The organism is Pseudomonas sp. Gutcm_11s, from assembly GCF_028649395.1.
Lineage (GTDB): Bacteria > Pseudomonadota > Gammaproteobacteria > Pseudomonadales > Pseudomonadaceae > Aquipseudomonas.
The window spans coordinates 339,256-365,450 of the sequence record NZ_JAQSUW010000016.1; the positions used below are offsets into that span (position 1 = coordinate 339,256).

General features: G+C 62.8%; 24 protein-coding genes and 2 tRNA genes. 17 read left to right on the forward strand and 9 right to left on the reverse strand.

Going from position 1 to position 26,195, the window contains the following annotated elements; translation table 11 throughout:
• Nucleotides 1-3 precede the first annotated feature (3 nt).
• Complete coding sequence (locus PTT45_RS17830; protein WP_273815276.1) at nt 4-402, forward strand: DUF4149 domain-containing protein; 399 nt, start codon at nt 4-6, stop codon at nt 400-402.
• A 16-nt stretch (nt 403-418) separates the two neighbouring features.
• Here PTT45_RS17830 and yhbY read toward each other — a convergent pair whose 3' ends face one another.
• Nucleotides 419-730, reverse strand: coding sequence for a ribosome assembly RNA-binding protein YhbY (gene yhbY / locus PTT45_RS17835; RefSeq protein WP_043308809.1), 312 nt, complete (start codon nt 728-730; stop codon nt 419-421).
• A gap of 588 nt (nt 731-1,318) precedes the next feature.
• On the opposite strand from yhbY, the gene ftsH reads away from it, so the two are divergent.
• From ftsH to PTT45_RS17915, 16 genes are all read left to right on the forward strand, one after another.
• The gene (gene ftsH / locus PTT45_RS17840) at nt 1,319-3,223 is read left to right on the forward strand and encodes an ATP-dependent zinc metalloprotease FtsH (protein ID WP_273815080.1); all 1,905 of its coding nucleotides are present in this window, start codon (nt 1,319-1,321) and stop codon (nt 3,221-3,223) included.
• Nucleotides 3,224-3,232: 9 nt separating this feature from the next.
• The gene (gene folP / locus PTT45_RS17845) at nt 3,233-4,084 is read left to right on the forward strand and encodes a dihydropteroate synthase (RefSeq protein WP_273815082.1); all 852 of its coding nucleotides are present in this window, start codon (nt 3,233-3,235) and stop codon (nt 4,082-4,084) included.
• Between the two features lie 16 nt (nt 4,085-4,100).
• A complete protein-coding gene (glmM, locus tag PTT45_RS17850; protein WP_273815084.1) occupies nt 4,101-5,438 on the forward strand; it encodes a phosphoglucosamine mutase in 1,338 nt (445 codons plus the stop codon).
• A 66-nt stretch (nt 5,439-5,504) separates the two neighbouring features.
• The gene (tpiA, locus tag PTT45_RS17855; RefSeq protein ID WP_273815085.1) at nt 5,505-6,260 is read left to right on the forward strand and encodes a triose-phosphate isomerase; all 756 of its coding nucleotides are present in this window, start codon (nt 5,505-5,507) and stop codon (nt 6,258-6,260) included.
• Nucleotides 6,261-6,263: 3 nt separating this feature from the next.
• The gene (secG, locus tag PTT45_RS17860; protein WP_273815087.1) at nt 6,264-6,644 is read left to right on the forward strand and encodes a preprotein translocase subunit SecG; all 381 of its coding nucleotides are present in this window, start codon (nt 6,264-6,266) and stop codon (nt 6,642-6,644) included.
• A gap of 10 nt (nt 6,645-6,654) precedes the next feature.
• Nucleotides 6,655-6,740 (forward strand) — tRNA-Leu (locus tag PTT45_RS17865).
• A 96-nt stretch (nt 6,741-6,836) separates the two neighbouring features.
• Nucleotides 6,837-6,913, forward strand: a tRNA-Met gene (locus PTT45_RS17870).
• A gap of 127 nt (nt 6,914-7,040) precedes the next feature.
• Nucleotides 7,041-7,499, forward strand: coding sequence for a ribosome maturation factor RimP (gene rimP, locus PTT45_RS17875; protein WP_273815088.1), 459 nt, complete (start codon nt 7,041-7,043; stop codon nt 7,497-7,499).
• A 47-nt stretch (nt 7,500-7,546) separates the two neighbouring features.
• A complete protein-coding gene (nusA, locus tag PTT45_RS17880) occupies nt 7,547-9,028 on the forward strand; it encodes a transcription termination factor NusA (protein ID WP_273815090.1) in 1,482 nt (493 codons plus the stop codon).
• Nucleotides 9,029-9,055: 27 nt separating this feature from the next.
• The gene (gene infB / locus PTT45_RS17885; RefSeq protein ID WP_273815091.1) at nt 9,056-11,554 is read left to right on the forward strand and encodes a translation initiation factor IF-2; all 2,499 of its coding nucleotides are present in this window, start codon (nt 9,056-9,058) and stop codon (nt 11,552-11,554) included.
• A 103-nt stretch (nt 11,555-11,657) separates the two neighbouring features.
• The gene (rbfA, locus tag PTT45_RS17890) at nt 11,658-12,035 is read left to right on the forward strand and encodes a 30S ribosome-binding factor RbfA (protein WP_273815093.1); all 378 of its coding nucleotides are present in this window, start codon (nt 11,658-11,660) and stop codon (nt 12,033-12,035) included.
• A 2-nt stretch (nt 12,036-12,037) separates the two neighbouring features.
• Nucleotides 12,038-12,958 carry a tRNA pseudouridine(55) synthase TruB gene (truB, locus tag PTT45_RS17895; RefSeq protein ID WP_273815095.1) on the forward strand — a complete coding sequence of 307 codons (921 nt, stop codon included), beginning with the start codon at nt 12,038-12,040 and terminating at the stop codon, nt 12,956-12,958.
• Nucleotides 12,959-13,098: 140 nt separating this feature from the next.
• Nucleotides 13,099-13,368 (forward strand): 30S ribosomal protein S15, encoded by a 270-nt coding sequence (gene rpsO, locus PTT45_RS17900; protein WP_043308798.1) that lies wholly within the window; start codon nt 13,099-13,101, stop codon nt 13,366-13,368.
• 216 nt (nt 13,369-13,584) lie between these two features.
• Nucleotides 13,585-15,690, forward strand: coding sequence for a polyribonucleotide nucleotidyltransferase (gene pnp / locus PTT45_RS17905; protein ID WP_273815097.1), 2,106 nt, complete (start codon nt 13,585-13,587; stop codon nt 15,688-15,690).
• A 311-nt stretch (nt 15,691-16,001) separates the two neighbouring features.
• Complete coding sequence (locus PTT45_RS17910) at nt 16,002-16,379, forward strand: BON domain-containing protein (protein ID WP_273815099.1); 378 nt, start codon at nt 16,002-16,004, stop codon at nt 16,377-16,379.
• 52 nt (nt 16,380-16,431) lie between these two features.
• Nucleotides 16,432-16,629: a CsbD family protein gene (locus PTT45_RS17915; protein WP_192321988.1), complete on the forward strand. Its 198-nt coding sequence runs from the start codon at nt 16,432-16,434 to the stop codon at nt 16,627-16,629.
• Between the two features lie 71 nt (nt 16,630-16,700).
• Here PTT45_RS17915 and PTT45_RS17920 read toward each other — a convergent pair whose 3' ends face one another.
• The 8 genes from PTT45_RS17920 to acs form a co-directional block, all read right to left on the reverse strand.
• Nucleotides 16,701-16,991, reverse strand: a complete 291-nt coding sequence (locus PTT45_RS17920; protein WP_273815100.1) for a DUF2845 domain-containing protein — start codon at nt 16,989-16,991, stop codon at nt 16,701-16,703.
• A gap of 25 nt (nt 16,992-17,016) precedes the next feature.
• Entirely contained in the window at nt 17,017-17,319 is a 303-nt protein-coding gene (locus tag PTT45_RS17925) for a DUF2845 domain-containing protein (protein WP_273815101.1), read from the reverse strand.
• A gap of 59 nt (nt 17,320-17,378) precedes the next feature.
• Complete coding sequence (locus PTT45_RS17930) at nt 17,379-17,669, reverse strand: DUF2845 domain-containing protein (RefSeq protein ID WP_273815103.1); 291 nt, start codon at nt 17,667-17,669, stop codon at nt 17,379-17,381.
• Nucleotides 17,669-20,719 carry a DUF748 domain-containing protein gene (locus PTT45_RS17935; RefSeq protein ID WP_273815104.1) on the reverse strand — a complete coding sequence of 1,017 codons (3,051 nt, stop codon included), beginning with the start codon at nt 20,717-20,719 and terminating at the stop codon, nt 17,669-17,671. Before PTT45_RS17935 ends, PTT45_RS17930 begins: the two co-directional genes overlap by 1 nt.
• Nucleotides 20,720-20,837: 118 nt before the next feature.
• Nucleotides 20,838-21,851, reverse strand: coding sequence for a class I SAM-dependent rRNA methyltransferase (locus tag PTT45_RS17940; RefSeq protein WP_273815106.1), 1,014 nt, complete (start codon nt 21,849-21,851; stop codon nt 20,838-20,840).
• An 84-nt stretch (nt 21,852-21,935) separates the two neighbouring features.
• Nucleotides 21,936-23,117 carry an acetyl-CoA C-acetyltransferase gene (locus PTT45_RS17945; RefSeq protein ID WP_273815108.1) on the reverse strand — a complete coding sequence of 394 codons (1,182 nt, stop codon included), beginning with the start codon at nt 23,115-23,117 and terminating at the stop codon, nt 21,936-21,938.
• Between the two features lie 98 nt (nt 23,118-23,215).
• Nucleotides 23,216-24,094: an oxygenase MpaB family protein gene (locus PTT45_RS17950; protein WP_273815109.1), complete on the reverse strand. Its 879-nt coding sequence runs from the start codon at nt 24,092-24,094 to the stop codon at nt 23,216-23,218.
• Between the two features lie 60 nt (nt 24,095-24,154).
• The gene (gene acs / locus PTT45_RS17955) at nt 24,155-26,092 is read right to left on the reverse strand and encodes an acetate--CoA ligase (protein WP_273815111.1); all 1,938 of its coding nucleotides are present in this window, start codon (nt 26,090-26,092) and stop codon (nt 24,155-24,157) included.
• Nucleotides 26,093-26,195 lie beyond the last annotated feature (103 nt).

Genomic DNA, 26,195 nt, shown 5'->3' on the forward strand with positions numbered 1-26,195 from the left:
CCGCTGCGGGCGGGTGCGATCAGCTGGCAGCTGGCTCAGACATTCTGGGTCGGCGGCCTGTGGCTGCTGCACTTCGTCCTGCTGCCGGCGCTGGAAAAGATGGGCTTGGCGCCGCTACTGATCGAAGAGGTCAAGGCTGCGCTCAGCCCGCTGTTGGTTGGCTTCGCTGCGTTCTGCGTACTGGTGCAGGGCTTGGTGCTTGCTCAGGCCGAGGGGCTGTGCAGTCTGTGGCGCGACTTGCGCGGTCAGATGCTGCTGATGGTGCTGGTCATGGCGGTGGCATTTTTTGCCGTGCGCCACTGGCTGCCAGGTGCCGAGCGCTGGCTGCTGTTCAACTATCTGGTGCTGGCCCTGTGCGGGCTGGTGCTGGTGATGCAGCCGCTGCCTGGGCAGCGGCGCTAGCGCGGGGCGATCGCTATCAGGCCTGATAGCGATGGATGTTGGACAGGTTCTTGTTCGGCTTGGGGTTCTTGCGGTAGATCAGAGCCATCTTGCCGATCACCTGGACCAGCTCGCAGCGGCCGGCGGCAGCCAGTTCGTCGATCAGCGCGCGGCGATCGTCACGCTCGGTCAGGCGGAACTGCACCTTGATCAGTTCATGATCGTTGAGGGCGCGCTCCAGCTCGGCCAGCACGCCTTCGGTCAGGCCATTCTCGGCCACGATAAGTACCGGTTTCAGGTGGTGGCCGATGGATTTGAAGTGTTTCTTCTGTTCGTTGGTAAGCGCCATAATCTGACCCTGCTGCTATGAATGCCGGTCCCGCTCCGGTAGGCAGGCCTCAGCCATTGCCCATTCCGATGCCGGTACGCCGGTCGAAAAACGGCGTAGTTTACCCGAGCTGGCTCGGAGACGCCCGTTTCTATTCGGGCGAGGCTTCTCGGTGGTTCGTCCAAAGCCTAGCTCGCAGTAACTTCAGGGGTATCGAATGGCTTCTTTGGCGTGCCGCCTGTCATGCAGGCAGGGGCGGTGTTGGGCTGGCTCGAATGGTGTGTCGCCTTCCGTCATCAGGTGCTCGATGGTTCGCTTGGAAACCGATAATCGGTTTGGCCTTGTGATTTCAGATTTGGCCCCAATATGGATGGGGTGAGGTCTGTCGGTCGGTTGTGGTCGATACCCGCTGGTCCATAGATGACCTGGTGCCTAGACTGGAACCGGTGATGCATCGCTAGGTCGGATGGTCCGGGTCTCATAAAGGGTTACAGACGGCTCCTGCCTGGGGTGGGGGTTGTGTAGTAAGTTAGGTTGGTAATCCACCAGCCGTCATGCGAAGCGCGTTTCAGGACGAGGCTGGCTTCAGAGGGTAGCGAATTGAACGACATGGCAAAGAACCTGATCCTGTGGCTGATCATCGCAGCCGTCCTGGTCACTGTGATGAATAACTTCTCCAGCCCGAGTGACACCGGCAAGCTGAACTATTCCGAGTTCATCCAGCAGGTGCAGGAAGGCAAGGTCAAGCAAGTCACGGTCGATGGCTACATCATCAGCGGCAAGAATCTTGACGGCACGACCTTCGAAACCGTGCGTCCGGCCATTGAGGATCGCGGTCTGATCAAGGATCTGATCGACAACAACGTCGAGATCGTCGGCAAGCAGCCGGAGCGCCAGAGCATCTGGACCCAGTTGCTGGTAGCCAGCTTCCCGATCCTGGTGATCATCGCCGTGTTCATGTTCTTCATGCGCCAGATGCAGGGTGGCGGCGGCGGTCGTGGCGGCCCGATGAGCTTCGGCAAGTCAAAGGCGCGCCTGCTCTCCGAAGATCAGGTCAAGACCACTCTGGCTGACGTCGCTGGTTGCGACGAGGCCAAGGAGGAGGTTGGTGAGCTGGTCGAGTTCCTGCGTGATCCGGGCAAGTTCCAGCGCCTCGGCGGCCGTATTCCTCGCGGCGTGCTGATGGTCGGCCCGCCTGGTACCGGTAAGACCCTGCTGGCCAAGGCCATTGCAGGTGAGGCCAAGGTGCCGTTCTTCACTATTTCCGGTTCCGACTTCGTCGAGATGTTCGTCGGTGTTGGCGCCTCCCGCGTGCGCGACATGTTCGAGCAAGCCAAGAAGCATGCCCCCTGCATCATCTTCATCGACGAGATCGACGCCGTTGGTCGCCATCGTGGCGCTGGTTTGGGCGGCGGCCATGATGAGCGTGAGCAGACACTCAACCAACTGTTGGTCGAGATGGATGGCTTCGAGATGAACGATGGCATCATCGTCATCGCCGCGACCAACCGTCCTGACGTGCTGGACCCGGCGCTGCTGCGTCCAGGTCGTTTCGACCGCCAAGTGGTGGTTGGTCTGCCGGACATTCGTGGTCGCGAGCAGATCCTCAAGGTGCATATGCGCAAGGTGCCGATCGGCGACAATGTCGAGCCGGCAGTGATCGCGCGCGGTACCCCGGGCTTCTCCGGTGCCGACCTGGCCAACCTGGTCAACGAGGCTTCACTGTTCGCAGCTCGCGCCAGCAAGCGCCTGGTGGAGATGAAAGAGTTCGAGCTGGCCAAGGACAAGATCATGATGGGCGCCGAGCGCAAATCGATGGTCATGTCCGAGAAGGAGAAGCTCAATACCGCTTATCACGAGGCGGGTCACGCCATCGTCGGGCGACTGGTGCCTGAGCATGACCCGGTCTACAAGGTCTCCATCATTCCGCGTGGCCGCGCCCTGGGCGTCACCATGTTCCTGCCGGAAGAAGATCGCTACAGCCTGTCCAAGCGCGCCCTGACCAGTCAGATCTGCTCGCTGTTCGGCGGTCGTATCGCTGAGGAGATGACGCTTGGCTTCGATGGCGTTACCACTGGTGCGTCCAACGACATCATGCGTGCGACCCGCCTGGCTCGAAACATGGTCACCAAGTGGGGGCTGTCCGAGCGGCTCGGTCCGCTGATGTATGCGGAAGAGGAGGGCGAGGTATTCCTCGGTCGTAGTGCGGGTAGTCAGCAGGCCAATGTGTCCGGTGAGACTGCCAAGGCGATCGACGAGGAAGTGCGCAGCATCATCGATGGTTGCTACGGCACCGCCAAACGTCTGCTGGAAGAGAATCGCGACAAGCTGGACATGATGGCCGATGCGTTGATGAAGTACGAAACCATCGATGCCGAACAGATTGACGACATCATGGCGGGGCGCACCCCGCGTGAGCCGCGTGACTGGCAGGGGGGCTCCGGTACCCCGACGCCGAAGGAGCAAGTGGAGCGTCCTGAAGCCCCAATTGGTGGGCCAGCGGGCGAGCACTAAGGTTCACTCATGACGTTTCCGCAATACCCGGCCCGACTGCCTTGTGGCAGTCGGGCTCTCGACCTTTCCGTGCCGCATGTCATGGGCATTCTCAACGTAACTCCCGACTCGTTTTCCGACGGTGGTCGTTTTGCGGCGCGCGATGCGGCGCTGCGTCACGCCGCTGAGATGGTCGCTGCCGGCGCCACGCTGATCGATGTCGGTGGCGAGTCGACTCGCCCTGGTGCTCGCCCGGTCTCGCCGGTGGAGGAGTTGGAGCGAGTTGCTCCCGTTGTGGAGGCAATCGCGGCCGAGTTGGATGTGGTTGTTTCTCTGGATACCTCGACCCCTGCGGTAATGCGCGAGGGCGCGTGCCTAGGAGCGGGGCTGATCAATGATGTGCGCGCGCTTCGGCGAGAGGGCGCTCTGGAGGCTGCGGCTGACAGCGGTCTACCCGTATGCCTGATGCATATGCTCGGTGAGCCCGGCACCATGCAGCATGATCCTCATTACGCCGATGTGGTGGGTGAGGTGTGTGAGTTCCTGGCACAGCGCATCGGCGCATGCGAGGAGGCGGGTATCGCTGCCGAGCGGATTATCCTTGATCCGGGTTTTGGTTTCGCCAAGACGCTTGCCCACAATCTGAGCCTGTTCAAGCATCTGGAAGCGCTGCATGCTTTCGGGCGGCCGCTATTGGTTGGCGTCTCGCGCAAGAGCATGATCGGTCAGGTTCTGGGGCGTGAGGTGTATGAGCGTCTACCTGGCGGCTTGGCCCTGGCTGCCTTGGCTGTGGCGAAGGGGGCATGCATCCTGCGCGTCCATGATGTCGCCGAGACGGTTGATGCGGTGCGTATGATCGCTGCCGTGCAGGCCGCCGAATAAGAAAATTGGAGTGATTATGAGCAGAAAGTATTTCGGTACCGATGGTATCCGCGGCCGTGTTGGCCAGTTTCCTATCACTCCCGAGTTCATTCTCAAGCTGGGTTGGGCTGCCGGTATGGCCTTCCGCAAGCAGGGTAAATGTCGAATCCTGATCGGCAAGGACACGCGCATCTCCGGCTACATGTTCGAGTCCGCGCTGGAGTCCGGCTTGCTGGCTGCTGGTGCCGATGTGATGTTGCTCGGTCCCATGCCGACGCCTGCGATCGCCTACCTGACGCGCACCTTCCAGGCTGAGGCAGGTATCGTCATCAGTGCCTCGCACAATCCGCATCACGACAACGGTTTCAAGTTCTTCTCCGGTCTGGGCACCAAGCTGCCGGACGAGATCGAGCTGATGATCGAGGAGCTGCTCGATCAGCCCATGACGGTTGTGGAGTCCGAGCAGCTCGGTAAGGTCACCCGGATCAATGACGCTGCCGGTCGCTACATCGAATTCTGCAAGGGCAGCGTGCCCAATCACACCAGCTTCGCCGGCCTGAAAGTGGTGCTCGATTGCGCCCACGGCGCTACCTATAAGGTGGCGCCCAGTGTGTTTCGTGAGCTGGGGGCGCAGGTGTCCGTGATTGCTGCTCAGCCCAATGGTTTGAACATCAACGACAACTGCGGCTCGACCCATGTCGAGGCTCTGCAGGCGGAAGTGCTGGCGCAGCAGGCCGACCTCGGCATCGCCTTCGATGGCGATGGCGATCGCGTGCTGATGGTCGACCACACCGGTGCGGTGGTCGACGGCGATGAGCTGCTGTACATCATCGCGCGCGATCTGCACGAGCGCGGCAAGCTGCAAGGCGGCGTGGTCGGTACTCTCATGAGTAATCTGGGGCTCGAGTTGGCCCTGGGTGAGCTGGGTATTCCGTTTGTGCGTGCCAAGGTCGGCGATCGCTATGTGGTGGCTGAGCTGCTGGAGCGCGGCTGGTTGCTGGGGGGCGAGAATTCCGGGCATCTTTTGTGCTGCCAGCACACCACTACGGGGGATGCGGTCATTGCTGCATTGCAGGTGTTGATGGCGCTCAAGCGCGCCGACAGGACCCTGGCCGAGGCTCGCCTGGCATTGCGCAAGTGTCCGCAGGTTCTGATCAATGTGCGCTTCTCTGGTGATGTCGATCCGGTTGAGCATGTTGCGGTAAAGGATGCTTGCGCGCGCGTTACCGATCTCATGGCGGGACGTGGTCGCGTGCTGCTGCGTAAGTCGGGTACCGAGCCGCTGGTGCGGGTAATGGTCGAGGGTGATGATGAGGCGCAGGTTCGCGGCTATGCCGAGGAATTGGCCAAAGTCGTCACTGAAGTCTGCGCCTGATTTCGGCTTGCTAGTGCATAAGCTCTTGGGTAACATCTGCGCCCACTTTGAACGACGAGGTCAGGCATGCGTCGCCCCCTGGTAGCTGGTAACTGGAAAATGCACGGTACCCGCGCCAGCGTCGCAGAGCTGATCAAGGGCTTGCGCCAATTGGCGTTGCCTTCTGGTGTCGAAGTTGCTGTCATGCCGCCCTGCCTGTACATCAATCAGGTGTTGGTGGGGTTGGAAGGCAAGGCCATCGCTGTCGGTGCTCAGAACTGTGCGGTAGAGCCGATGCAGGGTGCGCTGACCGGCGAGATTGCGCCGAGCCAGCTCGCTGATGTGGGTTGCAGCATGGTGCTGGTTGGCCACTCGGAGCGTCGCCTGATTCTCGGTGAGCGTGATGAGCAGGTGAGTCGCAAGTTTGCAGCGGCTCAGTCCTGTGGTTTGGTTCCGGTGCTTTGTGTTGGCGAGACGCTCGAGCAGCGTCAGGCGGGCAGGACGCTGGAAGTGGTCTCCTCCCAGTTGGGGAGTGTGATCGAAGAGCTGGGTGTTGGTGCCTTCGCTCGGGCGGTTGTGGCGTACGAGCCGGTCTGGGCCATTGGTACCGGGCTGACGGCGTCGCCTCAGCAGGCTCAGGAAGTCCATGCTGCGATTCGTGCGCAGCTGGCCGCCGAGAATGCCGAAGTGGCGCGAGGCGTGAGAATTCTGTACGGCGGCAGCGTTAAGGCCGCCAATGCTGTCGAGTTGTTCGGCATGCAGGATATCGATGGGGGGCTCATTGGTGGTGCCTCCTTGAATGCAGATGAGTTTGGTGCGATCTGTCGCGCCGCAGGAAACTGATAAATGCTGGAAACAGTCGTAATCGTCGTACATCTGCTGGGCGCCATCGGTGTCGTCGGCCTGGTTCTGCTGCAGCAGGGCAAGGGTGCTGACGCGGGTGCCTCCTTTGGTGCTGGTGCTTCTGCAACTGTCTTCGGTAGCCAAGGTTCTGCTACCTTTTTGAGTCGCTTTACTGCTATACTCGCTGCGGTTTTTTTCATTACCAGCTTGGGTTTAGCCTTCTTTGCTAAAGAAAAAGCTGATAATCTGACGCAAGCAGGTCTGCCAGATCCGGCGGTACTTGAAGTGCAGCAGAAGCCGGCCGTCGAAGACGTTCCGGTGCTCCAAGAGCAAGGCTCCTCGGTTGAAAAATCCGATGTGCCGGCCGCTCCGGAGCAGAAGTAATACCCTCTTTGCCGAGGTGGTGGAATTGGTAGACACGCTACCTTGAGGTGGTAGTGGCCATAGGCTGTAGGGGTTCGAGTCCCCTCCTCGGTACCATATCTCGACAAGGCCCGCAGTTTGCGGGCCTTGTCGTTTCCTAGGGTTCGGTTGACCCTCTTGGGTTAGGCCCGTATACTCTTCGCCCAGCTTTGACGCGGGGTGGAGCAGTCTGGTAGCTCGTCGGGCTCATGGCTCGAAGGTCGTTGGCTCAGGTCCGGCCCCCGCAACCAGGTTAAAGGCCCCTTTTCAGGGGCTTTTTGCTAGCTGGACAAGTCCGCCGCCGGCATTTGCTGAGTGGCACGATGGATGGGCGTTTCGCCCATTTTTTATTTCTACGACATGCGCGGAGGGCTTCGGGTGTCGAGCAAGCTGGAACAGTTGCAGGCCATGTTGGCCCCGGTAGTCGAGTCGCTCGGCTACCAATGCTGGGGAGTCGAGTTCATTTCCCAGGGGCGGCATTCCCTGCTGCGCGTGTATATCGATCATGCCAACGGCATCCTGGTCGACGACTGCGAGGCGGTGAGTCGTCAGGTCAGTGCGGTGCTGGATGTCGAGGATCCGATCACCAGCGAATACACCCTTGAGGTGTCTTCGCCGGGTATGGATAGGCCGCTGTTCACCCTCGAACAGTTCGCCAGTCATGCCGGTGAGCAGGTGAAGATCAAGCTGCGCTCGCCCTTCGAGGGGCGACGCAATTTCCAGGGCTTCCTTCGCGGTGTGGAGGAGCAGGACGTGGTGGTGCTGGTGGATGACCACGAATTCCTGTTGCCGATCGATCTGATCGACAAGGCCAACATTATTCCCCGTTTTGACTGAGACGCGGATCCCGCGGATCCAATGGATTGCGAAAGGCGAGGCGTACGATGAGTAAAGAAGTACTGCTGGTTGTAGAGTCGGTATCCAACGAGAAAGGTGTACCGGCGGCTGTCATTTTCGAAGCGCTGGAGCTGGCTCTGGCGACGGCGACCAAGAAACGTTTTGACGACGAAGTCGAGCTGCGCGTGGCGATCAACCGCCAGAGCGGCAACTACGAGACTTTCCGTCGCTGGGAAGTCGTTGCAGAAGACGATCTGGAAAATCCGGCCGCCCAGCTGACCGTCGAAGAGGCTCAGGAGCGTGAGCCTGGCGCCAAGGTCGGCGATTTCGTCGAGGAGCCGGTCGAGTCTATCGAGTTCGGTCGTATCGCCGCGCAGACCGCCAAGCAGGTGATCGTGCAGAAGGTTCGCGAGGCCGAGCGCGCCCAGGTGGTCGACGCCTACCGCGAGCGCGTGGGCGAGATCATCTCCGGTACCGTGAAGAAGGTCACCCGCGACAGCGTGATCGTCGACCTCGGCAACAACGCCGAAGCTCTGTTGGCCCGCGAAGACATCATTCCGCGCGAAACCTTCCGCGTCGGTGCGCGCATGCGCGCCCTGCTCAAGGAAATCCGCACCGAGAACCGTGGTCCGCAGCTGATCCTGTCGCGTACTGCGCCGCAGATGCTGATCGAGCTGTTCACCATCGAAGTGCCGGAAATCGCCGAAGGCCTGATCGAAGTAATGGCTGCGTCCCGTGATCCGGGTTCGCGCGCCAAGATCGCTGTGCGTTCCAAGGACAAGCGTATCGATCCGCAAGGCGCCTGCATCGGCATGCGCGGTTCGCGCGTCCAGGCCGTCTCCGGTGAAATCGGTGGCGAGCGTGTGGACATCGTGCTGTGGGACGAGAACGTCGCCCAGTTCGTGATCAACGCCATGGCTCCGGCCGAAGTGGCAGCGATCATCGTCGACGAAGATGCCCATGCCATGGACATCGCGGTCGGTGAAGACAACCTGGCCCAGGCCATCGGTCGTGGCGGCCAGAACGTTCGCCTGGCCAGTCAGCTGACCGGCTGGACCCTGAACGTGATGACCGAGGCGGACATCCAGGCCAAGCAGCAAGCCGAGACCGGCGACATCCTGCAGAACTTCGTCGACGAGCTCGATGTGGACGAAGAACTGGCCCAGGTACTGGTCGAGGAAGGCTTCACCAGCCTGGAAGAAATCGCCTACGTACCGATGGAAGAGATGCTCAGCATCGATGGTTTCGACGAGGACATCGTCAACGAGCTGCGCGCTCGTGCCAAGGACCGTCTGCTGACCAAAGCCATTGCCACTGAAGAGAAACTGGCTGACGCCCAGCCTGCCGAAGACCTGCTGTCGCTTGACGGCATGGACAAGGGCCTGGCTCAGGAACTGGCAGTGCGTGGCGTAGTTACCCGCGAAGATCTGGCCGAGCAGTCGATTGACGACCTGCTCGACATCGACGGCATCGACGAAGAGCGTGCCGGCAAGCTGATCATGGCCGCCCGAGCCCACTGGTTCGAGTAAGCGGTTGCGGCCTGAGGAGAGAGATGCATGACGCAAGTCACGGTGAAAGAACTGGCCCAAGTGGTCGATACACCAGTGGAGCGCCTGCTGCAGCAGATGCGTGAGGCAGGCTTGCCTCACACCAGTGCCGAGCAAGTGGTAACTGACAACGAAAAGCAGGCCCTGCTCGCGCACCTGAAAGGTAGCCACGGCGAAAAGCTGGAAGAGCCGCGCAAGATCACCCTGCAGCGCAAGACCACCACCACCCTGAAGGTTGCCGGTAGCAAGACCATCAGCGTGGAAGTGCGCAAGAAGAAGACCTACGTCAAGCGCAGCCCGGACGAGATCGAGGCCGAGAAGCAGCGCGAGCTGGAAGAGCAGCGCGCTGTCGAAGAGGCCGCACGCCTGAAGGCCGAGGAAGAAGCACGCAAGCAGGCCGAGGTTGACGCCCGCAAGCAACAGGACGCTGCCGTTCTGGCCGTCGTTGCTCCTGCCGCAGGCGAGGCCCCGGCTGCTGCCGTAGCTGCCGAGGCCGCGCCGGCTGGTGCCGAGCGCAAGAAGGAAGAGCCGCGCCGCGTCGAGAAGGAAAAAGAGAAGCCGGCCCGTAGCGATGACGACGAGCGTCGTGATCGCAAGCACGCCCAGCACCGTCCCTCTCCGAAGGACAAGGCGCCGACTCCGCGCGTTGCTCCGCGCAGCACAGACGAAGAAGTTGATGGTTACCGCGGTCGCGGCGGCCGGATGAAGCCGAAGAAGCGTAACCAGCACGGGTTCCAGAGCCCGACAGGACCCATTGTGCGCGAAGTAGCAATCGGCGAGACCATTACCGTTGGTGACCTGGCTGCCCAGATGGCAGTCAAGGGCGCCGAAGTGGTCAAGTTCATGTTCAAGATGGGCACCCCGGTGACCATCAACCAGGTGCTGGACCAGGAAACTGCCCAGCTGATCGCCGAAGAGTTTGGCCACAAGGTCAAGCTGGTCAGCGACAACGCTCTGGAAGAGCAACTGGCCGAATCCCTGAAGTTCGAAGGTGAAGCCTTCCACCGCGCGCCGGTAGTGACCGTCATGGGTCACGTCGACCACGGTAAGACCTCGCTGCTCGACTACATCCGTCGTGCCAAGGTAGCCGCTGGCGAAGCCGGTGGTATCACCCAGCACATCGGTGCCTACCACGTGGAAACCGACCGCGGCATGGTCACCTTCCTCGATACCCCGGGCCACGCTGCGTTCACCCAGATGCGTGCTCGCGGTGCCAGGGCCACCGACATCGTCATCCTGGTGGTGGCGGCTGACGACGGCGTGATGCCGCAGACCCAGGAAGCCGTACAGCATGCGAAAGCAGCTGGCGTGCCGATCGTGGTCGCGATCAACAAGATGGACAAGCCGGACGCCAACCCGGACAACATCAAGAACGGCCTGGCCGCGCTGGATGTGATCCCGGAAGAGTGGGGCGGCGATGCTCCGTTCGTAGGCGTTTCGGCCAAGGCCGGTACCGGCGTCGACGAACTGCTGGAAGCCGTACTGCTGCAGGCCGAGGTTCTCGAACTGAAAGCCACTCCGTCGGCTCCTGGCCGTGGCGTGGTGGTCGAGTCCCGTCTGGACAAGGGCCGTGGCCCGGTGGCTACCGTGCTGGTTCAGGACGGTACCCTGCGTCAGGGCGACATGGTCCTGGTCGGCGTCAACTATGGCCGCGTGCGCGCCATGCTCGACGAGAACGGCAAGCCGATCAAGGAAGCCGGACCGTCGATTCCGGTCGAGATTCTCGGCCTGGATGGCACCCCGGATGCCGGTGACGACATGACCGTGGTTGCCGATGAGAAGAAGGCCCGTGAAGTGGCCCTGTTCCGTCAAGGCAAGTTCCGCGAGGTCAAACTGGCCCGTGCGCATGCCGGCAAGCTGGAGAACATCTTCGAGAACATGGGCCAGGAGGAGAAGAAGACGCTCAACATCGTCCTCAAATCCGACGTCCGTGGTTCCCTGGAAGCTCTGCAAGGCTCGCTCAGCGGCCTGGGCAACGACGAAGTGCAGGTTCGCGTGGTCGGCGGCGGCGTCGGTGGTATCACCGAGTCCGATGCCAACCTGGCGCTGGCCTCCAACGCCGTGCTGTTCGGCTTCAACGTGCGTGCCGATGCCGGTGCGCGCAAGATCGTCGAGGCCGAAGGCATCGACATGCGTTACTACAACGTCATCTACGACATCATCGAAGACGTCAAGAAGGCGCTCACCGGTATGCTCGGCAGCGATGTTCGCGAGAACATCCTCGGCACCGCCGAAGTCCGTGACGTGTTCCGTTCGCCGAAGTTCGGCGCCGTCGCTGGCTGTATGGTCATCGAGGGTACCGTTCACCGTAACCGTCCGATCCGCGTACTGCGTGACGACGTGGTGATCTTCGAAGGCGAGCTGGAATCCCTGCGTCGCTTCAAGGACGACGTCGGCGAAGTGCGTAACGGCATGGAGTGCGGTATCGCCGTGAAGAGCTACAACGACGTCAAGGTCGGGGACAAGATCGAAGTGTTCGAGAAGGTCCAGGTGGCTCGTACCCTGTAAGGGACGGCCTGTAACACCGGACGCCCGGCCCCGCAATAGCGCGGCCGGGCGTTTGCCGCTTGTGAGCCTGCAGCCCCGTTGGTAGTAGGTGAGGTAGGAAAAAATGGCAAAAATTTATAGTCGTACCCAGCGTATCGGCGACCAGATCCAGCGTGAGCTGGCGCAAATGATCCCGCGTGAGGTCAAGGACCCGCGCCTGGGCTTCGTCACCGTCACTGCCGTGGATGTCAGTCGCGATGTCGGCCACGCCAAGGTGTTCATCACCGTGATGGGCGAGAATGACGCTGAGAAGATCAAGCAGAACGTCCGCGTGCTCAATGATGCCGCTGGCTACCTGCGTATGCTGCTGGGCAAGGCAATGAAGCTGCGTAGCGTGCCGCAACTGCACTTCCACTATGACGAAAGCGTCTCGCGCGGTACCCACTTGTCGGCCTTGATTGACCGAGCAGTGTCCGAAGACAGCAAGCACCAGGAAGACTGACAGTGGCGCAGGTTAAACGCATTCGTCGCAATGTCAGCGGCATCCTGATTCTCGACAAACCTCGCGGCATGAGCTCCAACCAGGCCCTGCAGAAGGTGCGCTGGCTGCTCAATGCCGAGAAGGCCGGGCACACCGGCAGCCTAGATCCGCTGGCTACCGGCGTGCTGCCGCTGTGCTTCGGCGAGGCCACCAAGTTCTCCCAGTACCTGCTGGACGCCGACAAAGGCTACGAGACCGTCGCCCAGCTGGGCGTGACCACCACCACCGGCGATGCCGAGGGTGAAATCGTCGAGCGCCGCGAGGTGACCGTCGGTCGGGATGACGTAGAGGCCCAGCTGCCGCGTTTTCGTGGTGAAATCAAACAGATACCACCGATGTACTCGGCCCTGAAGAAGGACGGGCAGCCACTGTACAAGCTGGCCCGTGCCGGCGAAGTAGTGGAGCGCGAGGCGCGATCTGTTACTATCGCGCGCCTGGAATTGCTGGCCCTGGACGACGCACAGCTGCGTCTGTCGGTGGCCTGCAGCAAGGGGACCTACATCCGTACCCTGGTCGAGGACCTGGGACGTGAGTTGGGTTGCGGCGGCCACGTGGCCGAGCTGCGCCGGACTCAGGCAGGACCCTTCGTGCTGGACCAGACGGTGAGTCTGGAGGCGCTGGAGAAGGCCCACGCCGATGGCGGCAATGAGGCACTGGACCAGTTCCTCCTGCCGGTAGACAGCGGCCTTGAGCACTGGCCACTGCTGCAGCTGTCCGAGCACAGTGCCTACTACTGGCTGCATGGCCAGCCGGTACGTGCACCGGAGGCGCCGAAATTCGGCATGGTTCGGGTGACCGACCACAATGGCCGCTTCATCGGCATCGGTGAAATGAGCGAAGACGGGCGCATCGCGCCGAAACGATTGATCTCTACCGGCGCCTGACGCGGGTAGGGCCCGGAGCTAGGCTCCGGGACCAGGATTCGGTCGCAGGACCGAAACGAGGGTGGCTGTCAGCAGGCACGGTCATACCTCTTTTAAAAACACGGGACTGGTTCCCGGCCTGTTCACTCAAGGAGCCCATCATGGCACTGAGCGTTGAAGAAAAAGCCCAGATCGTAACCGACTACAAGCAAGCTGAAGGCGATACCGGTTCTCCGGAAGTGCAGGTTGCCCTGCTGACCGCCAACATCAACAAGCTGCAGGACCACTTCAAGGCCAACGGCAAAGATCACCACTCCCGTCGTGGTCTGATCCGCATGGTTAACCAGCGCCGCAAGCTGCTGGACTACCTGAAGGGTAAGGACACCAGTCGTTACAGCGCCCTCATCGGTCGCCTGGGTCTGCGTCGCTAAGACGTACACCTGAAGTGAGAAGCTGGAAGCTCGGAGTCGCAGGTCGGTTGATACCGGCCCGTGGCTTCGGCCTTCCAGCTTCTGGCTTTCTACAGAGCGGAATTTGAAACCCGTTCAAAAACCGGTTCCACCGAGCCGAGTTCTGAACAGGTTTCAGGGGCAGTAGGCCCCTGTTGCAGCAGTTTCCCCCAAGGCAACAAAGAGAAGGAAAATACCGTGACTCCGGTTATTAAAAAGTTCCAGTTCGGTCAGTCGACCGTCACCCTCGAAACCGGGCGCATTGCCCGTCAGGCCTCCGGTGCCGTCCTGGTTACCGTGGATAACGATGTCAGCGTGCTGTGCACCGTGGTTGGCGCCAAGCAAGCCGATCCGGGCAAGGGTTTCTTCCCGCTGTCCGTGCACTACCAGGAAAAAACCTACGCTGCCGGCAAGATCCCTGGCGGCTTCTTCAAGCGTGAAGCGCGTCCTTCCGAGAAAGAGACCCTGACCTCGCGCCTGATCGACCGTCCGATCCGTCCGCTGTTCCCGGAAGGCTTCCTCAACGAAGTGCAGGTCATCTGCACCGTGGTCTCCACCAGCAAGAAGACCGATCCGGACATCGCCGCGATGATCGGCACCTCGGCCGCCCTGGCCATCTCCGGCATTCCGTTCGACGGCCCGATCGGCGCCGCTCGCGTAGCCTTCCACCCGGAAACCGGCTACCTGCTGAACCCGACCTACGAGCAGCTCAAGGCTTCCAGCCTGGACATGGTCGTGGCCGGTACCAAAGACGCCGTGCTGATGGTTGAATCCGAAGCCAAAGAGCTGACCGAAGACCAGATGCTGGGCGCCGTACTGTTCGCCCATGACGAGTTCCAGGCCGTGATCAAGGCCGTTGGCGAACTGGCTGCCGAAACCGGCAAGCCGCGCTGGAACTGGACTGCCCCGGCCGAGAACACCGCTCTGCTCAGCGCCATCAAGGCCGAGTTCGGCGAGGCCATCTCCCAGGCCTACACCATCACCATCAAGCAGGACCGCTACAACCGTCTGGACGAGCTGCGCGACCAGATCGTTGCCAAGTTCTCCGGCGAGGAAGGCCAGCCGTCTTCCGGCGAAGTCAAAGATGCCTTCGGCCTGATCGAATACCGCACCGTGCGCGAGAACATCGTCAACGGCAAACCGCGTATCGACGGTCGCGACACCCGCACCGTACGTGGCCTGAACATCGAAGTCGGCGTGCTCGACAAGACCCACGGCTCGGCCCTGTTCACCCGTGGTGAAACCCAGGCCCTGGTGGTTGCCACCCTCGGTACCGCCCGTGACGCGCAGCTGCTCGACACCCTGGAAGGCGAGAAGAAAGACCCCTTCATGCTGCACTACAACTTCCCGCCGTACTCGGTCGGTGAGTGTGGTCGCATGGGCGCCACCGGTCGCCGTGAAATCGGCCACGGTCGTCTGGCTCGTCGTGGCGTAGCCGCCATGCTGCCGGCTGCCGACGAGTTCCCGTACACCATCCGTATCGTCTCGGAAATCACCGAGTCCAACGGTTCGTCCTCCATGGCTTCGGTCTGCGGCGCTTCCCTGGCCCTGATGGACGCTGGCGTGCCGATGAAGGCGCCGGTTGCCGGTATCGCCATGGGTCTGGTCAAGGAAGGCGACAAGTTCGCCGTACTGACCGACATCCTCGGTGACGAAGACCACCTGGGCGACATGGACTTCAAGGTTGCCGGTACCGCCAATGGCGTCACCGCGCTGCAGATGGACATCAAGATCCAGGGCATCACCGAAGAGATCATGGAGATCGCCCTGAATCAGGCGCTGGAGGCTCGCCTGAACATCCTCGGCCAGATGAACCAGGTTATCGCCCAGTCGCGCACCGAGCTGTCGGCCAACGCACCGACCATGATCGCGATGAAGATCGACCAGGACAAAATCCGCGACGTCATCGGCAAGGGCGGCGCCACCATCCGTGGTATCTGCGAAGAGACCAAGGCCTCGATCGACATCGAAGACGATGGCTCGATCAAGATCTTCGGCGAAACCAAGGAAGCTGCTGAGGCCGCGCGTCAGCGCGTACTGGGTATCACCGCGGAAGCCGAGATCGGCAAGATCTACGTCGGCAAGGTCGAGCGCATCGTCGACTTCGGCGCCTTCGTCAACATCCTGCCGGGCAAGGACGGTCTGGTGCACATCTCCATGCTGAGCGACGCTCGCGTTGAGAAGGTCACCGACGTACTGAAAGAAGGTCAGGAAGTCGAAGTGCTGGTACTGGACGTCGACAACCGCGGTCGCATCAAGCTGTCCATCAAGGACGTTGCCGCTGCCAAGGCGTCAGGCGTTTAAGCCTCAGCCTCGCAGCAGGAAAGAGGGCCCTTAGGGGCCCTCTTTTTTTGTCCGGATTTTCTCGGTTGCTTATCTCGCCGTCGCGGCGGCGGTCGCGATTCGTACTGCGGGTAGATATTGCAATCTGCACGATTACTTTTGCGAGTCTCGGCATTCTGCATGCCGAGATTTATGCTGAATTTTTATAATTTGCTGAAATTTAAGGGTTTTATTTTTTGTCCTGGCCTGGCACAGCGCTTGCGATATCCCTAGTGCAAGCGCAGCCAGGAGTTGGCTGCCGATACGTCAGAAGCAATCAGGAGTAGATCGCCATGAAACAGCAGTTCAATAAGTGGACCCTTGCCACCCTCACTGCCGCCGCCATGAGCCTGCCGCTGAGTAATGCGGCCTTCGCCGATGAACTCACTGCGCCGGCTAACGTGCAATCGATGCAGCTGGCTGCTAGCGAGACCGTCGACAATGCAGAAGAGGCGGTTACCGATACCTGGATCACCAGCAAGGTGAAGGCCAGCTTCCTGGCTGATGACAGTATCAGCGGCCTGGACATCAAGGTGGAAACCAACCAGGGCGTAGTCGCGCTGTCTGGCGTGGTGCCGACCGATGCCGAGCGTGATCTGGCCGTCGAGAAGGCCAAGGCCATCAAGGGCGTGACGGCGGTGTCCGCTGACGGCCTGAAATCCACCGAATGACCCACTGAGCTGCCGGCCTAGAGCCGGCAGCTCCTCAGAGGGAGACGGACTCATGAATTCCGATGTGATCAAAGGTAAGTGGAAGCAGCTCTCCGGTCGTATCCAGGAGCGCTGGGGCAACCTGACCAATGACGATATGGATATTGTCGAAGGCCATAGCGAGTATCTGGAGGGTAAACTCCAGGAGCGCTACGGCTGGACCAAGGAGCGGGCGCAACAGGAAGTGCGCGACTTCAGCAGCAAGCTGTAGCTTCTCGGATCAGAAAAAGCCCCGCATCGCGGGGCTTTTTTGTGCTGCAACTGATTGCAGTAGGGCGATGCTTAGCTGCCTCGTTTGCTATCGATGCGGGTAAGAACGCCGCCTTCGATCAGTAGGAAGTACTGCATTCCTCCCTCGGGGGTGTAGATCCATTCCTCTTGCGGGACCTCGATGTTCTGCCTGGGGCTGGTGACATAGCCGATCACCGATTTGCTGACCGGTTCTCCGCACTTGCTCAGTACTTCGACACCGCGGTCGCCGGTGCTGGCGATGCCCTTGGGGCAGCGTAGCGAGGCCGCATTGGCAGAGCAGGCAAGCAGCAGGCTACCGATGAGGAGCAGTTTTCCTTTCATGGGAGGATCTTCCTTGTTGGTGTATTTAGTCGCCGCGTTTACTTTCGATCTTGACCAGGCGGTTGCCTTCCAGGCGAAGAAAATAATACATGCCGTTCTTCGGTCCGTAGACCCACTCTTCGATCGCTACTTCAGTCACAGTCCCATAGTAATCGGTCACTTCCCGGTACCCCAGAAACTCCCGACTGGCTGGTTCGCCACACTTGGCTTCGATTTCGCTGGCCAGATCCTGGGTGCTGATCAACCTGCTGCCGCAGCGCAGGGTCGAGCTGGCCTCGGCCATGCCGGACAGCAGCAGGCTAAGCGTTAGAAGGGTGGTTTTGTACATCGCGAAGCGCCAGTTGGACGGGACACATGGGGCAGCCTATATCCAGGGGACCTGGCTTGTCAGTCGGCGCGTTTGGTTTCGATGCGTGTCAGGCGGTTGCCCTGAAAGGTGAGGATGCTGAGCATGCCGTTGTTCGGCCCGTATACCCATTCCTCTATCACCAGCTCTCGCCCTCCAGAGTAGCCACCGGTATAGCCGACCAGATCGCGGTGAGCGGGCTCGCCGCATTTGCGCTCTACCTCGAAGGCGCGATCGCCCTCGTTGACCAGCTTGCTGCCGCAGCGCAGGGTGCCTGCCTCGGTCAGGCCACTGAGTAGCATCAGGGTGAGCGGCAACATGCTCCGGATCATCACAGGCTCCCTAGGTGCAGCGCGGTGGGTACTTGAGCGGCGGCCGGGTCCTGACTGAGGCTGACATCAAGCAGGTAGATACGCTGGTCTTCCAGGCCGCCACGCTCGACCAGGTAATCCTTGATGCTGGCAGCTCGAGCCTGGCCGAGTTGGCGCAGCAGCAGTTCGCTCTTGCCCCAGGACTGCAGCACGGCGTCGCGCATCTTCGCCGTGCGTTCCTCGTCCGGCAGGTCCTTCCATTCGGCCGGGGGCTGCTGCTTCAGACGGGCCCGGTAGATGCCCTCCAGCAGTACCGGTTTGTCATCCTCGTCCACCACCAGTTGTTCTGGCTCGGCAGGTACCGTATCGCCGTTGCGCTGCAGGATCTTGTATTGCGTACTCTGGTATTCGCGTTCCAGGCGTTGTGCGGCCACCTGGGGGCCGTCGCTGGCCTGGGCGCTCATGCCTTCGACCTCCAGGCGCAGTACCGGGCGTTCCTTGAGTGCGGCAGCCAGGGTATCCAGGGATTTCTGCGCGGCGCCGTCCAGTTCGCTGCTGCCGGCGGCGAACTGCACCTGGCTGAGGTCTTCGTTGCTACCTCCGACCAGGCCGGCGATGAACTTGAACGGTGCCTGGGCGGCACGCAGTACCAGGTTGCGCATGGTCTGCCAGACGATGGGCATGACGCTGAACTGCGGGTCGTTGAGGTTGCCCTGCACCGGCAGCTGGATGTCGATGTTGCCCTTGGTGTCCTTGAGCAGGGCCACGGCCAGGCGGATCGGTAGATCCACGGCGTCCTTGCTGTCGACCTTCTCGCCCAGCTGCAGGTCTTCCAGCAGCAGCTTGTTCTCGGCGTTCAGCTGGCCCTTCTCGATCTGGTAGTGCAGGTCCAGGTTCAGGCGCCCCTTGCGGATGCGGTAGCCGGCGAATTTGCCGGAATAGGGGGTGAGGGTGGTCAGCTCGACGTTCTTGAAACTGGTGGCGATATCCAGGCTGTTCATCGGGTCGAACGGCGTCAGCCCGCCCTTGATGGTGACCGGCGCGTACTTGTCGACCTTGCCTTTGATATCGACGCTGGCGGTTTTCGGGCTCTGGTTGTCCAGCGTGCCGATCTGGCCATTGAGTTGCTGGATGGCGGTGGCGAAGTTGGGGGTCAGGCTGAAGTCGGCGAAGTTGGCCGAGCCATCCTTGATGTTCACTCCGCCGATGCGGATCGGCAGCTGCTTGCCGGCGGGAGCCGGTTTGGCCTTGGGATCGGCGGGCTGGGCGATGACCAGGTCGTTGACGTTGGTGGTCAGGTCTTCGTTGATGACGAAGCGCGCATAGGGTTGCTGCAGGTTGATCTTGTCGATCACCAGGCCCTGCTCGTGCTGGTAGTTCAGCCCTTCCACCACCAGTTGCTGCCACTTGAGGAAGTCGCGGTCCTTGAGGGTATCCAGGGTATGCAGCTGGTTGACCTCGGCGCGGCCGCCGATGCTGAAGGCCAGCGGATCGACGCTCTTCAGGTCCACGGCCAGGTCGCTGCCGAGCAGGCCACTGCGCAGCTCCAGACGGACGAAGGGACTGATGTAGGACTGCGCCAGGCGCAGGTCGATGTCGCGGGTGACCAGCTGCAGTTTGGCGGTGGTCGGCTGCAGCTGGACCTGGCCGTCGGCCTTGATCTGGCCGCGCTTGTTCACGCCGGTATCGAGCTTGAGGCCAAAGGGCGAGGTGCCGAGGCTGTCGAAGTCCTTGATGTCGAGACTGAGCGGGGCCAGGTCGAGCTTGACCTCCTGGGCGCCTGCGGCGCGGTCGGCCAGGTGGATCTGGTACTCACGCAGCTGTACATCGCGCAGCAGCACCTGCCAGGGCTTGGCCGGTTCTTCCGGTGTTTTCGGCTCTGCCGGGATCGCAGCACTAACGGTTTGTGGTTGGCCATCCGCAGGCGCGGGTTCGGCTTGCTCTGCAGCCGCTGGTGTGGGCGTGGAGCCGGCGCCACCCTCGTTTACCGCCGGAGCCGTAGCTTCGGGAGCCGCGCTGGGCGCTGGTTCTGTAGCAGACGTGGTTGCTGCTGGTGTCGGCTTGCTATGGCTGGCGAACAGCTTCTGCCAGTCCAGCTGGCCGTCCTTCTCGCGGGCGGCCCAGGTCTCCAGCTTGTGACTGCGGATCTTGCCGATCACCACCTGCTGCTTGGCCAGGTCCAGGCTGGTTTCGCCGACTTCCAGGCTTTCCAGGCGCACCAGTGGTTTGTCTTCCGGACTCTTGATGGCGAACTTGCTGAGGGCGGCGCTGACGTTGCTCAGTTGCAGCTCGGTGCCCTTGGCCAGGTTCAACGAGTAGTCGGCGCTGAGGTCGAGTACGCCGTCTTCCAGCACCAATGGCACTGCGTCGCGGACGTAGGGCCAGACGCCCTTGAGGCGGCCGTCGGTGACCTTCAATTGGCCCTTGGAGGTGATCGGAGTAAGGCCGACCTGGCCGTGCCAGTCGATGCGCCCACCATAGGGACCGGTGGCGACCAACTGCATGTCGGCGCTGTCGTCGGGCAGGGTGCTGAGGTTCTTCAGCTCCAGGTTCAGCGAGTCGTAGACGAACTCGACCGGCTCGCTCGGGCGCAGGTCCTCGAAGTGCAGGCCGTTCTCGATCAGGGCGATGCGGCTGATGCGCAGCGGGAAGGGTTCGCTCGGCTCCTCTTGGGCAGGCCTAGGCTCGCTGGGTGGCAGCTTGAACAGGTCGGTCAGATTGAGCTTGCCGTCCTTGGCGAACAGTACCTCGGTGTGCGCTTTCTCCAGCTCCACGTCGGCCAGGTGCAGGGCGCCGCTCCACAGGCTGTCGAGCTGCAGGTTGGCGTACAGGCGCTGGAAGGCCACCTGCGGCTTGGCCGGCTCGCCGATATGCAGGCCCCAGAGCTGCAGCTCCAGGCTGAAAGGATTGAGCTCTACCCGGTCCAGGCGCGCCGGCACGGTGGCCAGCTGGCTCAGCTGCTGGTTGGCTACGCGCTGGCCGATGCCGGGCAGAATCAGGAAGCCGAGCAGGGCGTAGAGGCCGAGTGCGATCGCTACGGCGTAGGCGATGCGTTGCAATCCTTTGAGCATGGGGCAGCGTCTTCTTCCAGACTGAGGAGTCTGGAGTATGGCATGGGCCTCGCCGCTTTGTGGGCCATCAGGGTGGCGCTGTGACGCGACGCAGAGCCTGCGCTGGGTTGTGCCGGATCTAGAAGTGCAGGATCAGGGTCTTCAGCGGCGGCTTGCCATCACGCGAGGGGAAGTCGGTGGCCGGCAGCAACTGCTCGCAGTCGCGCACCGGCCGGCCGAGCTTCTCGGCGCAGCGCAGCACCTGGCTGCGCCATTCCTCCAGTTCGACCTTCGCCAGATTGTTGCAGCAGATCAGCACGCCGTCCTCGGCGGTGGCGAGGATCGCCGGCTTGAGCAGGCTCTGATAGTCGCGCAGCAGGTCGACGGTGCCGAAGGCGCTCTTGGCCCAGGCCGGCGGGTCGAGCAATACCAGGTCGAACTGGCGCTGTTCCAGGCGCGGGTAGCTGGGCAGCTTGTGGCCGCGGCGGGAGGCAATGGGCAGCCCGGCCAGTTGGCGGATGGCGGGGAAGTAGTCGGACTGCACGAAGTCCATCGCCAGTCCCGGATTGAGCGCCACGTTCTCGCGACCCACCGCCAGATTGCCCTCGGCGAAGTCGAGGTTGAGCACCTCGCGCGCACCACCGGCCGCGGCGCACAGGCCGACGCCGCAGGTGTAGGCGAACAGGTTGAGCACGCTCTTGCCGGCGCTGTTGGCCTTGATCCAACCGCGGGCGTTGCGCAGATCGAGGAACAGCAGCGGGTCCTGGCCCGGATGGCGGCCGCGTACCCGGTAGTTGAGCCCCCATTCCTGGCCGATCTGGTCCTCCAGCGCCTCGGGCGTGGCCTGGTACACCGGGTCGCGGCGGTCGACGCGCGAGTTGCCGCCGGAGCGGTCGTTGTAAACCAGCTGCAGGTCGAGGCCGAGGCGTTCGTTGATGGCGGTGTGCAGATCGAGCAGCGCATCGAGCTGCAGTGGCTGATGGAAGCTCTGCACCATCAGTTGCGGGCCGTAGCGGTCCACGGTGAGGCCGGGTGCGCCTTCCTGGCTGCCATGGAACAGCCGGTAGCAGTCGGTCTGCTGCTGGTGCAGTTCGGCCAGCAGTGGCTGGCGGGCATCGAGGGCGGCGGAGAGCGCCTGGTCGAGAGAGGACATGGCGGCGTCTCGGAACGGGAGGGCGCGCAGTTTACCAAGAAAATCGCCGGCTCTAGGCCGGCGTTGCTCTCGTTGCGAGTGCGATCAGGCGCGTTCGATCGCCAGGGCTACGCCTTGACCGCCACCGATGCACAGGGTGGTCAGGCCCTTCTTGGCATCGCGCTTGATCATCTCGTGCAGCAGGGTCACCAGCACGCGGCAGCCGGAGGCGCCGATGGGGTGGCCGAGGGCGATGGCGCCGCCGTTGACGTTGACCTTGGCCGCATCCCAGCCCAGCTCCTTGCCGACCGACAGGGCCTGGGCAGCGAAGGCTTCGTTGGCTTCGATCAGGTCGAGGTCGGCCAGCTGCCAGCCGGCTTTCTCCAGGCAGCGTTTGGTCGCCGAGACCGGGCCGATGCCCATGATCGCCGGGTCGACGCCGGCGTTGGCATAGGCGGCAATCTTGGCCAGCACCGGTAGGCCGAGGGCCTTGGCTTTGTCGGCGCTCATCAGCAACACGGCAGCGGCGCCGTCGTTGAGGCTGGAGGCGTTGCCGGCGGTGACGCTGCCGTCCTTCTTGAACGCCGGCTTGAGCTTGCCCAGGGCTTCGGCGGTGGTGCCGGCGCGGGCTTGTTCATCGGTGGCGAAGCTGACCGGATCACCTTTGCGCGAAGGGATCAGGATCGGGGTGATTTCATCGGCGAAGCGACCGGCCTCGATGGAGGCCACGGCCTTCTGCTGCGAGGCGGCGGCGAAGGCGTCCTGCTCTTCACGGCTGATGGCGTACTTGTCCACCAGGTTCTCGGCGGTGATGCCCATGTGGTAGTCGTTGAAGGCGTCCCACAGGCCGTCCTGGATCATGGTGTCGACCAGCTTGCCGTGGCCCATGCGCTGGCCGGTACGGGCGGCGGGCATGACGTAGGGGGCCAGGCTCATGTTCTCCATGCCGCCGGCGATGATCACCTCGGCGTCGCCGCAGCGAATCGCCTGGGCGCCCAGGTGCAGGGCCTTGAGGCCGGAGCCGCAGACCTTGTTCAGGGTCAGCGCCGGTACGGCGTTCGGCAGGCCGGCCTTGATCGAGGCCTGGCGGGCTGTGTTCTGCCCGGCGCCGGCGGTCAGCACGTGGCCGAGGATCACCTCGTCGACTTCGCTGCCGTTGAGGCCGGTCTGTTCCAGCAGGCGCTTGATCACCGCGGCGCCCAGGTCGACGGCGGGTACGCTGGCCAGGGAGCCCTGGAAGCTGCCGATGGCGGTGCGGGTGGCGGCGACGATGACGACTTCTTGCATGACGGGCTCCTCGAAATCGGGTGCGCGCACGGTGGGCGCGACGGGGGCGCTATGGTGGCATAGCCGATTCGACCCCGGCCAGTGCCGGAGCCGACCGCTCAGTCGCGCGGCGGCAGGCCCATACGCTGGCGCGCACGATGCACGGCACCGCCGCGCACGGCCCAGCGTAGCGTGGGCGCCAAGCTGTTTACTCCGGCGCGGATGGCCTGGCTGCGGGCCGGGCCGATTGGTGTGTCGAGCATGACCTGGGCCCAGGCCGGCAGCAGGTCGAAGCCGGCCTGCATCAGCAGCTTGCCCACCGGTACGGCCAGGGCGCTGGGCGCCGGCGCGCTTTGCAGGATGTGCAGGATCTCCCGCGAGCGCTCGTCACACAGCAGCTGCGGGCGCACGTTATCGAGGTAGGCGGCGATTTCGGCACGCGAGCGCGGCACGTTCTCGGCACCGAGGCGTTCGGCGATCAGCGCCACCTCGGCGTAATAGCGATCCTGATCGGCCTCGCTGAGCTGCGGGTTGCGATAGTGCAGGTGGGCGGCGAGGAAGCTCGATACCTCGGCCACGTGTACCCAGGTCAGCAGTGCCGGGTCGCTGGCCGCGTAGGGGCGGCCGTCCGGCGCGGTGCCGACCACCTTGAGGTGAATGGTGCGCACCTTGTCGATCAGCCACTCGGCATCGCGGCGTGAGCCGAAGGTGGTGCCAGAGATGAACTGGCCGGTACGGCGCAAGCGGCCGATCAGGTCTTCGCGGAAATTCGAGTGGTCCCACACGCCGGACAACGCCAGCGGATGCAGGGCCTGCAGCAGCAGTGCGCTGATGCCGCCGACCATCATGCTGGTGAAGTCGCCGTGCACGCGCCAACACACTGCGTCGGGGCCGAACAGGCCGGGGTCGCCCTGGGGCTGGCTGAAGTCGATCTGGCCGAGGGCGATGCCACTGAGGCTGAGGACCTGGGCTTCGATGCGGCGGCGGAGGAATTCCATGGGGCGGCTCTACGGCAGGGGAGGGCGGGAGCCGGGCGGCTCCCGCAGTGTGCCGCGATTCTACTGGTTCAGGCGCTGCTCGATCAGGCTGTCCACCACCGACGGGTCGGCCAGGGTCGAGGTATCGCCCATGTTGTCCAGCTCGTTGCAGGCGATCTTGCGCAGGATGCGCCGCATGATCTTGCCCGAGCGGGTCTTGGGCAGACCCGGTGCCCACTGGATCATCTCCGGCTTGGCGAAGCTGCCGATCTCCTTGCCGACCAGGGCCAGCAGTTCCTTCTTCAGCTCGTCGGAGGGCTCCAGGCCCTTCATGGTGGTGACGAAGGCGTAGATGCCCTGGCCCTTGAGGTCATGCGGGTAGCCGACCACGGCCGCTTCGGCCACCGCGTCGTGCAGCACCAGGGCGCTCTCCACCTCGGCGGTGCCGATGCGGTGGCCGGAGACGTTGATCACGTCGTCGACACGTCCGGTGATCCACCAGTAGCCGTCCTCGTCGCGGCGCGCACCGTCGCCGGTGAAGTAGTAGCCGGGGTAGGGCTTGAAGTAGGTGTCGATCATCCGCTGGTGGTCGCCGTACACGCTGCGGATCTGGCTCGGCCAGCTGGCCTTGATCGCCAGCACGCCGGCACCGGGGCCGCTGATCTCCTTGCCCTGCTCGTCGAGCAGCACCGGCTGAACGCCGAAGAACGGTCGTGTGGCGGAGCCGGGCTTGAGGTCCGTGGCTCCGGGCAGCGGGGTGATCAGGATCGAGCCGGTCTCGGTCTGCCACCAGGTGTCGACGATCGGGCAGCGCTGCTCGCCGACCACGTTGTAGTACCACTCCCAGGCTTCCGGGTTGATCGGCTCGCCCACCGAGCCGAGCAGGCGCAGGCTGGAGCGGTCGGTGGCCTTCACGGCGGCCTCGCCCTCGCGCATCAGCGCGCGTAGGGCGGTCGGTGCGGTGTAGAAGATGTTGACCTGATGCTTGTCGATCACCTGCCAGAAGCGCGAGGCGTCCGGGTAGTTGGGCACGCCCTCGAACATCAGGGTGACCGCGCCGTTGGCCAGCGGGCCGTAGACGATGTAGCTGTGCCCGGTAACCCAGCCGACGTCGGCGGTGCACCAGTAGATGTCGCCCTCGTGGTAGTCGAACACGTACTTGTGGGTCATCGCCGCGCCCAGCAGGTAGCCGCCGGTGGTGTGCAGCACGCCCTTGGGTTTGCCGGTGCTGCCCGAGGTGTAGAGGATGAACAGCGGGTCCTCGGCGTCCATCGGCTCGGCCGGGCAGTCGGCGCTGGCTTCCTTGAGGGCCTGGTGGTACCAGAGGTCGCGGCCGGGGGTCCAGGCGATCTCGCCCTGGGTGCGCTCGACCACCAGCACGGTGCTGACGTTCGGGCAGCTCTGCAGGGCCTTGTCGACGTTGTTCTTCAGCGGGATGTACTTGCCACCGCGCACTCCTTCGTCGGCGGTGATCACGGTGCGGCAGTCGGCATCGAGGATGCGGTCGCGCAGGGCGTCCGGGGAGAAGCCGCCGAACACCACCGAATGGATGGCGCCGATACGGGTGCAGGCCAGCATGGCGTAGGCCGCCTCCGGCACCATGGGCATGTAGATGCACACCCGGTCGCCCTTCTTCACGCCGCGGCTCTTCAGCACGTTGGCCAGGCGGCTGACGTTGTGGTGCAGCTTGTTGTAGGTGATGTGGGCGGATTCGGCCGGATTGTCACCTTCCCAGATGATGGCGATCTGTTCGCCGCGCTTTTCCAGGTGGCGGTCGATGCAGTTGTAGGCGACGTTGAGCTGGCCACCCTTGAACCACTGCGCCTCGCCCTTCACCAGGTCGCTGTGGTGCAGCTGCTCCCACGGCTTGAACCAGTGCAGGAACTGTTTGGCCTGCTCGCTCCAGAAGGCCTCTGGCTGATCGATGGACTGCTGGTAGAGGCGCTGATAGCCCTCGTTGTCCAGGTGGGCGCGTTGACGCACGGCGTCGGGCACGGCATGGCGGGTGATCTCGAACATGGCGGGGCCTTTGTTATTGTGGGTCCGAAGTGGCATCAGGGTGGACCAAGCATCTGCTTGGTTCAAGCCTGTCTGTGCAATATCCGACCTCGCCGTGGCCCAG

Bases quoted from the DNA above. Each gene is read 5' to 3' on its own strand.
- folP (WP_273815082.1), top strand. From the start codon at position 3,233: ATGACGTTTCCGCAATACCCGGCCCGACTGCCTTGTGGCAGTCGGGCT.
- PTT45_RS17930 (WP_273815103.1), bottom strand. From the start codon at position 17,669: ATGATCCGGAGCATGTTGCCGCTCACCCTGATGCTACTCAGTGGCCTG.
- PTT45_RS17945 (WP_273815108.1), bottom strand. From the start codon at position 23,117: ATGCAAGAAGTCGTCATCGTCGCCGCCACCCGCACCGCCATCGGCAGC.
- PTT45_RS17935 (WP_273815104.1), bottom strand. From the start codon at position 20,719: ATGCTCAAAGGATTGCAACGCATCGCCTACGCCGTAGCGATCGCACTC.
- rpsO (WP_043308798.1), top strand. From the start codon at position 13,099: ATGGCACTGAGCGTTGAAGAAAAAGCCCAGATCGTAACCGACTACAAG.
- PTT45_RS17950 (WP_273815109.1), bottom strand. From the start codon at position 24,094: ATGGAATTCCTCCGCCGCCGCATCGAAGCCCAGGTCCTCAGCCTCAGT.
- PTT45_RS17940 (WP_273815106.1), bottom strand. From the start codon at position 21,851: ATGTCCTCTCTCGACCAGGCGCTCTCCGCCGCCCTCGATGCCCGCCAG.
- PTT45_RS17920 (WP_273815100.1), bottom strand. From the start codon at position 16,991: ATGAAAGGAAAACTGCTCCTCATCGGTAGCCTGCTGCTTGCCTGCTCT.
- acs (WP_273815111.1), bottom strand. From the start codon at position 26,092: ATGTTCGAGATCACCCGCCATGCCGTGCCCGACGCCGTGCGTCAACGC.
- PTT45_RS17925 (WP_273815101.1), bottom strand. From the start codon at position 17,319: ATGTACAAAACCACCCTTCTAACGCTTAGCCTGCTGCTGTCCGGCATG.
- PTT45_RS17915 (WP_192321988.1), top strand. From the start codon at position 16,432: ATGAATTCCGATGTGATCAAAGGTAAGTGGAAGCAGCTCTCCGGTCGT.
- infB (WP_273815091.1), top strand. From the start codon at position 9,056: ATGACGCAAGTCACGGTGAAAGAACTGGCCCAAGTGGTCGATACACCA.
- secG (WP_273815087.1), top strand. From the start codon at position 6,264: ATGCTGGAAACAGTCGTAATCGTCGTACATCTGCTGGGCGCCATCGGT.
- PTT45_RS17910 (WP_273815099.1), top strand. From the start codon at position 16,002: ATGAAACAGCAGTTCAATAAGTGGACCCTTGCCACCCTCACTGCCGCC.
- ftsH (WP_273815080.1), top strand. From the start codon at position 1,319: ATGGCAAAGAACCTGATCCTGTGGCTGATCATCGCAGCCGTCCTGGTC.
- glmM (WP_273815084.1), top strand. From the start codon at position 4,101: ATGAGCAGAAAGTATTTCGGTACCGATGGTATCCGCGGCCGTGTTGGC.
- yhbY (WP_043308809.1), bottom strand. From the start codon at position 730: ATGGCGCTTACCAACGAACAGAAGAAACACTTCAAATCCATCGGCCAC.
- nusA (WP_273815090.1), top strand. From the start codon at position 7,547: ATGAGTAAAGAAGTACTGCTGGTTGTAGAGTCGGTATCCAACGAGAAA.
- rbfA (WP_273815093.1), top strand. From the start codon at position 11,658: ATGGCAAAAATTTATAGTCGTACCCAGCGTATCGGCGACCAGATCCAG.
- tpiA (WP_273815085.1), top strand. From the start codon at position 5,505: ATGCGTCGCCCCCTGGTAGCTGGTAACTGGAAAATGCACGGTACCCGC.